We start from the raw sequence: 6,569 nt of genomic DNA, 5'->3' as shown, positions 1-6,569 counted from the left end.
GCGGCGGGGCGCCCCCCCCCCGGGGTGGGGCTGGGGGGGGGGGGGGGGCCCCCCCCCCCCCCCCGCCCCCGCCCCCCCCCCCCGCCCCCCCCGCGGGGGGGGGGGGGGGGGCCCCCCCCCCCCCCCCCCCCGGCTGCGGTCAGGGTGCCGTGTAGGTGATGGTGACCTTCTCGTAGCCGAGCGAGCGCAGCAGGCCCTCCAGCATCTTGCGGGTGTTCTCCTCGGCGCGTTGGGTCAGACCGCTGTCCCGGGCGGCGGCGGTGATCCGCTCCTGGGCGAGCTGGTAGACCTGCTGCTGCCGGTTGGGGTCGCCGTTGACCAGCTCGCTGAGCCGGTTGAGCAGGCCGCGCTCCTCGGCGAAGACGTAGCTCTTCTCCAGGTCGAGGTTGGTCTTGCCGAGCTGCGGCGCCGGCAGCTTGATCTCGACGGACTTGCGGTCGGCGGACTCCACCACCGCGCCCTCGGAGATCTTGCCGAAGTCGACGTACGCCTCGACGCTGCCCGCGCCGACGAAGAGGGTGCGCTGGTTGAGCAGGAACGCCGGCACGTTCTTGCGGTCGTTCTGCAGGTCGACGACGACCTGGAAGTTGCCCTCGGCCGCGACGTAGCGGCTGAGGTCCTGGATCGACTTGAGCAGCGGCGGCTGGCTGCGGTCGGTCTGCTGCTGGGCGAACGGGTTGCGGAACTGCGGGAAGATGCCGGTGGCCTGCGCCCCGAGCACCACCACCACGGCCAGCGCCAGCGCGCCGAGCACCGTCAGCAGCGAGCGCACCGGCCCCCGGCCGGCGGGCGCGGTGGGTGGCTCGGTCGGGCCGGCCGGCGGCGCGGGCGGCGCGGTCCCCTCCGCCCAGGTGTCGGGGCGGGCCGGTGTCGCCCCGTCCCGCCTGGCCGGCAGGGTGTCGGCGGTCGGATAGCCGGGGAACTCCTTGGTGGGCTCGTTGCTGTCACCGTCGCGGGCCATCGCCCTCACCGTCCTCGTCGACATGTCGTCTGTCGATGACGTTACGGGCCCGGTGCGACACCCGCGCGGCGAGCGACCCGAACGGGTGACCGCCGGGCTCAGCCGAAGGCGGAGACGCCGGTCAGTTTCTGGCCGATGACCAGCTGGTGGATCTCCGAGGTGCCCTCGTAGGTCAGCACGCTCTCCAGGTTGTTGGCGTGCCGCATCACCGGATATTCACCGGAGACGCCGTTCGCGCCGAGGATCGTGCGGCACTGCCGGGCGATCGCGATCGCCTCCCGGACGTTGTTCAGCTTGCCCACGCTGACCTGTTCCGGCCGCAGCCGCCCGGCGTCGGCGAGCCGGCCCAGGTGCAGCGCCAGCAGCAGGCCCTTGTTCCACTCGACGGCCATGTCGGCGAGCTTGGCCTGGGTGAGCTGGAAGCCGGCCAGCGGCCGGCCGAACTGGGTGCGGGTGGTGGCGTACTCCAGGGCCGTCTCCAGGCAGTCGCGGGCCGCGCCGAGCGCGCCCCAGACGATGCCGTGCCGGGCCTCGGTCAGGCAGCTCAGCGGGGCCTTCAGGCCGGCCGCCTCGGGCAGCCGGGCGTCCCCCGGCAGCCGCACCCCGTCGAGGGCGATCTCGCCGGTCACCGACGCGCGCAGCGACATCTTGCGCCGGATCTCCCGGGCCGTCACCCCGGGCGTGTCCATCGGTACGGCGAAACCCCGCACCCCGTCGTCGGTGCGGGCCCAGATCACCGCCACGTCGGCGATCGGCGCGTTGGTGATCCACATCTTGGCGCCGTCGAGGACCCAGTCGTCGCCGTCGCGGCGGGCCCGGGTGATCATCGAGGCCGGGTCGGAGCCGTGGTCCGGCTCGGTCAGCCCGAAGCAGCCGATCGCCTCGCCGGCCGCCATCGCGGGCAGCCAGCGCTGCTTCTGCTCCTCGCTGCCGTAGCGCCAGATCGCGTACATGGCCAGCGAGCCCTGCACCGACACCAGCGAGCGGATGCCGGAGTCGCCGGCCTCCAGCTCCAGGCAGGCCAGCCCGTACGCCACGGCCGAGGCACCGGCGCAGCCGTACCCGGTCAGGTGCATGCCGAGCAGGCCGAGCTTGCCGAACTCCCGGGCCAGCTCGCGGGCCGGCACCTGGCCGTCCTCGTACCAGCCGGCGACGTGCGGGCGGACCCGGTCGTCGACCAGCTGGCGCACGACGGCCCGGATCTGCCGCTCCTCCTCGCTCAGCGAGGCATCGACGTCGAGCAGGTCGAGAGGGGTCATCCCGCCACCTTAACGAACGCTCAGGGGCGCGTCACTCGGGCTGACCGCTGAGCACCAGCACCCGGGCGTGGATCTGGTTGCGCTGCTGCAGCGCCGCGCGCAGCGCCCGGTGCAGGCCGTCCTCCAGGTAGAGGCCGCCGTTCCACTGCACCACGTGCGGGAAGAGGTCACCGTAGAAGGTGGAGTCCTCGGCGAGGAGCTTGTCCAGCGCGAGCTCCCGCTTGGTGGTGATGAGCTGGTCCAGCCGCAGCGGTCGGGGCGGGATCTCCGCCCACTGCTTGAGCGTGAAGTTGTGCTCCGGGTAGGGACGTCCGTCCCGGACCGCTCTGAAGATCACGGCAGGCTCCCTCCCCGCGTCCGGGTCGACCGGCTGGAGCCGGGTCACACCGCGGCGCCGCGCGCCGCGGCACCGATGACCTCGCCAGCCTAGCCGCACCTGACCACTAGCGTTTTACGCCCTCGTGTCGGTTTCGCCGCGCTCAATACCCATCGAAAACGTTCCAGAAACGGTCAACTCCACCGGCCACGCCGGACCACCTCGTCGACCGGTCGTCGCCCGCGGCGCAGCGACGGTGACCGGTGGTCGAGGGCCCGGTAACCCACCGTCACCGCACCGATCGGCTGGAACTCCGCCGGCACCCCGAAGGCCTCCCGGTAGGCCGCCAACCGCTGCGGCGGGATGCCGAAGAAACAGGCGCCCAACCCCTCGTCGACCGCGGTGAGCAGCATCAGCAGGGCGGCGAAACCGGTGTCCACGAACCAGTACGGCACCGGCCAGCGATCGGTCGACCGGTCCGCCCAGCCCTTGTCCGGCTCGGCGTACCGCTCCAGGTAGGCCGACCGGCTGGCGTGCGGCACCACGATCAGCGGCGCCCGGCGCATCCCGGCGAGCCAGCGCTCCCGGCCACCACCGCCCGGGGTGGCCGCCGCCCAGAACCGCTCCCGGTCCGCCGGCTCCTCCAGCACCAGGAAACCCCAGCCCTGGGCGAAGCCGGCCGACGGCGCCCGCACCGCGTGGTCGAGCAACCGGTCCACCACGTCGGGCGGGACGGGGCGGTCCGGGTCGTAGTTGCGCACCATCCGGCGGCGCCGGACGACCTCGCCGAACTCCACGGCCGTCAGGCCCCCGGCCGGATGCCCCAGCTGCCCCGCCAGCTCTCGCCCGGCTTCAGCACGATCAGGTCCCGGCCGGAGCGGAACGCGTCCGCCGGGCAGGTCATCGGCTCGACCGCCACCGACCGCCGGTGCCGCTCGCCGGTGAGCGTGTCCCCGGTGAAGACCTGCCACCAGTGGAAACCGCCGTCCGCCCAGACCTGCACCCGGGCTCCGCCGTCCGGCGCGGCCAGGGTAACCGCGGAGCCGCCGTCGGCGTCCCGCACCAGGTCACCGAAGGCCAGGTCGAGCACGGCGTCCCCGATCGGGCGCGGCTCGCTCCAGTCGAACTCGCCGCCGGCCACCTCGGTCGCGCCGATCGGCAGCAGCCGGCCGTCCAGCAGGATCCGGGTACGCCCCGGCACGTGCAGCGACAGCTCGTCCACCGGCACGCCGGAGAGCTGGAGGTAGGGGTGGGTGGAGAAGCCGTACGGGGCCGGCTCGTCGCTGAGGTTCGTCGCCTCGTGGTCGATCCGCAGGCCGTCCGCGCTGACGCTCCACCGGCTGCGCAGCCGCAGCGCCCACGGGTAGCCGGGGGTGGGCGGCAGGTCGTACCCGATGGTGACCGCGTCGTCGGACTGCTCGACCAGACCCCACGGCACCCAGTTGACCAGGCCGTGCATGGCATTGTCCCGGGCCGGCTCGGTCAGGTCGAGCTGCAGCTCCCGGTCGCCGAAGCGGTACGCCCCGTCGCGGATCCGGTTCGGCCAGGGCGAGAGCACCTGGCCGGCCGAGCCGGGGCAGATCTCGTCCGCGTCGTACCCGTCGACGTAGTCCACGCCACCGTGCCGGTACGCCCGAAGACCACCGCCGACCTCGACGATGACCGCCTCGTGGCCGTCGGCGGAAATGGTCCACTGTGTCCCGGACGGGGGACGCGGTGCGGAGTTCTCCATGTCAGGGACCTTAGTCGCCCGCCCCGACCCCCGCCGGACCCGACCGCCCGGATCCCGCCGACGAGGCCTCCGCCGCCCGCCCGTCGCCGTCGGTCCGGCCCGCCGATTCCGCCGGCAGGTCACCGTCGGACGGCCCGTCGGCCGCCGCGTGCCCGTCGGTGCGCTCGGCCGGATCGGCTGCGCCGGCGCGGTAGCGCAGCAGGGCCGGGAAGGCCACCACCAGCAGCACCGCCAGCGCGGCGGAGGCGAGGCCGCCGCCCACCCAGGCCACGCTCGCGCCCAGCCCGGCCGCCGCGGCGCCGGCCCGCAGGTCGCCCAGCCGCGGGCCGCCGGCGACCACCACGGTGTTCACCCCCTGCAGCCGGCCGCGCATCCGGTCCGGCGCGTGGATCAGCAGCATCGACTGCCGCAGCACCGCGCTGACCAGGTCGGCCGCCCCGGCGACGGCGAGCAGGGCGACCATCAGCCAGAGCTGGCGGGCCAGCCCGGCCGCGGCGATGGCCAGTCCCCAGCCGACCACCGCGATCACCAGGGCCACCCCCTGCCGGCGGATCCGGCCGATCCAGCCCGAGGTCAACCCGCCGACCATCGCGCCGATCGCGATGGCGCTGTAGAGCCAGCCCACCGCCGCCCCGCCACCGAACCGGCTCACCGCGATCTCCGGGAACAGCGCGCGCGGCATGGCCAGGATCATCGCGATCAGGTCGATGGCGAACGAGGAGAGCAGCACCGGGGTGGTGGCCAGGTAGCGGAAGCCGTCCGCGATACCGGCCAGCCCGGCACGGCGCACCTCGCCCTCGGCCGGCGGCTCGGGCGGCATCGCCGGCAGCCGGACGGTGGCCACCACCAGCCCGGTGAACAGCAGCACGTCCACCGCGTACGCGATCGGCAGTCCGGATCCGGTGCCGAAGGCCGCGAAGATCAGGCCGGCGGCCAGCGGGCCGACCACCGAGGCGGCGGTGAAGGTGGTGTAGTTCAGCGTGCTGCCGGCCGGCAGCAGCTCCGCCGGCAGCAGTCGGGGCAGGATCGCCACCCGGGCCGGCGAGCTGATCGCGAAGCCGATCGAGTGGGCCGTCACCAGGGCCAGCAGCAGCACCGGGCTGCCGCCGCGCAGCAGCGCGTGCAGCAGCAGCCCGAACATCGAGGCCCAGAGCAGGGCCGAGCCGGCCAGCAGCACCCGGCGCCGGTCGCGGGCGTCGGCGACCGCGCCGCCCCAGAGCCCGAAGATCAGCAGGGGTACGAAGCCGGCCACCCCGAGCAGCCCCACCCAGAACGAGTCCCGGGTCAGCGCGTACATCTCCACCGGCACGGCCACCGCGGTGAACTGGAAGCCGAACATGGCCAGCGTGTTGCCGAGCCACATCCGCCGGTACGCCGGCACGCCCAGCGGGCGCAGGTCGATCGCCCAGCGGCGCGCCGCGCGCGGCCGGGCCTGGGTCACCCCGGTCACGGCCAGAGCCGCTCGACGACCCAGCCGCCCCCGTCGGTGCGCCGGAACCGCAGCCGGTCGTGCAGCCGGCTGGCCCGGCCCTGCCAGAACTCCACCGACTCGGGGCGGACCCGCAGGCCGCCCCAGCCCTCCGGGACCGGGACGGTCGGCTGGTCGGCGAAGCGCTGCTGGGCCCGGCGGTAGCTCTCCTGCAGCTCGTCCCGGTCGGCCAGCACCCGGGACTGCCGGCTGGCCCAGGCGCCGAGCTGGGAGCCGCGCGGCCGGCTGGCGAAGTACGCCTCGGTCTCCGCCGCCGCGACCCGCTCCACCCGACCGGCGACCACCACCTGCCGGTGCATCGGGAACCACGGGAAGACCAGGCTCGCCCACGGGTTCGCGGTCGCCTCGGCGCCCTTGCGGGAGGCGTAGTTGGTGTAGAAGACGAAGCCCTCGGGGTCGTACCCCTTGAGCAGCACGGTGCGGCCGCTGGGGCGGCCGTCGGCGTCGGCCGTGCCGACCACCATCGCGTTCGGCTCGGGCAGGCCGGCGGCCACCGCGTCGGCGAACCACCGGTCGAACTGGCCGTGCCAGTCGGCTGCCAGTTCGGCCTCGGAAAGGCCCAGGTCGGCGGCGTACTCGTTACGCATGGCCGCCGGGGTGGGTGTGTCGCCAGTCACAGTCGATCTCCTCCCAGCCGGGCGCCCTCGTCCCGGAGACGCTGGCCAACCCCTCCCGCCCAGTCTCGCCGAGGATGCTCCGGCGGCCAGCGGCGGGGATGTCGCAAGGCGCACAGTCGCGGTGGGTCGCGCTTCCGGTTACCCAGCAGGCAAGATGTCACGAACACCACCCCGAGGGGTCGCCTGAGGTGGGGC

The 6,569-nt window shown here is 74.4% G+C and carries 6 protein-coding genes and 1 pseudogene; all 7 read right to left on the bottom strand.

Features of this window, described 5'->3' with window-relative positions; translation table 11 throughout:
- Positions 1-139 precede the first annotated feature (139 nt).
- The gene (locus ACFY3U_RS09490) at positions 140-961 is read right to left on the bottom strand and encodes a DUF4230 domain-containing protein (protein WP_387197561.1); all 822 of its coding nucleotides are present in this window, start codon (positions 959-961) and stop codon (positions 140-142) included.
- 98 nt (positions 962-1,059) lie between these two features.
- Positions 1,060-2,220 (bottom strand): acyl-CoA dehydrogenase family protein, encoded by a 1,161-nt coding sequence (locus ACFY3U_RS09485; protein ID WP_387197558.1) that lies wholly within the window; start codon positions 2,218-2,220, stop codon positions 1,060-1,062.
- A 31-nt stretch (positions 2,221-2,251) separates the two neighbouring features.
- Positions 2,252-2,557, bottom strand: a complete 306-nt coding sequence (locus ACFY3U_RS09480) for a type II toxin-antitoxin system VapB family antitoxin (protein ID WP_387197555.1) — start codon at positions 2,555-2,557, stop codon at positions 2,252-2,254.
- A gap of 173 nt (positions 2,558-2,730) precedes the next feature.
- Positions 2,731-3,333 carry a nitroreductase family protein gene (locus tag ACFY3U_RS09475; RefSeq protein WP_387197552.1) on the bottom strand — a complete coding sequence of 201 codons (603 nt, stop codon included), beginning with the start codon at positions 3,331-3,333 and terminating at the stop codon, positions 2,731-2,733.
- Between the two features lie 5 nt (positions 3,334-3,338).
- Positions 3,339-4,268 (bottom strand): aldose 1-epimerase family protein, encoded by a 930-nt coding sequence (locus ACFY3U_RS09470; RefSeq protein ID WP_387197549.1) that lies wholly within the window; start codon positions 4,266-4,268, stop codon positions 3,339-3,341.
- A 157-nt stretch (positions 4,269-4,425) separates the two neighbouring features.
- Positions 4,426-5,718, bottom strand: a pseudogene (locus ACFY3U_RS09465) (MFS transporter); the annotation flags it as partial.
- Positions 5,715-6,344: a pyridoxamine 5'-phosphate oxidase gene (pdxH, locus tag ACFY3U_RS09460; protein ID WP_387197683.1), complete on the bottom strand. Its 630-nt coding sequence runs from the start codon at positions 6,342-6,344 to the stop codon at positions 5,715-5,717. The gene pdxH and the pseudogene ACFY3U_RS09465, both read right to left, overlap by 4 nt.
- Between the last annotated feature and the right edge of the window lie 225 nt (positions 6,345-6,569).

This window comes from Micromonospora sp. NPDC000089 (assembly GCF_042899365.1).
GTDB lineage: Bacteria > Actinomycetota > Actinomycetes > Mycobacteriales > Micromonosporaceae > Micromonospora.
This window is presented reverse-complemented; position numbering and strand designations above follow the sequence as displayed.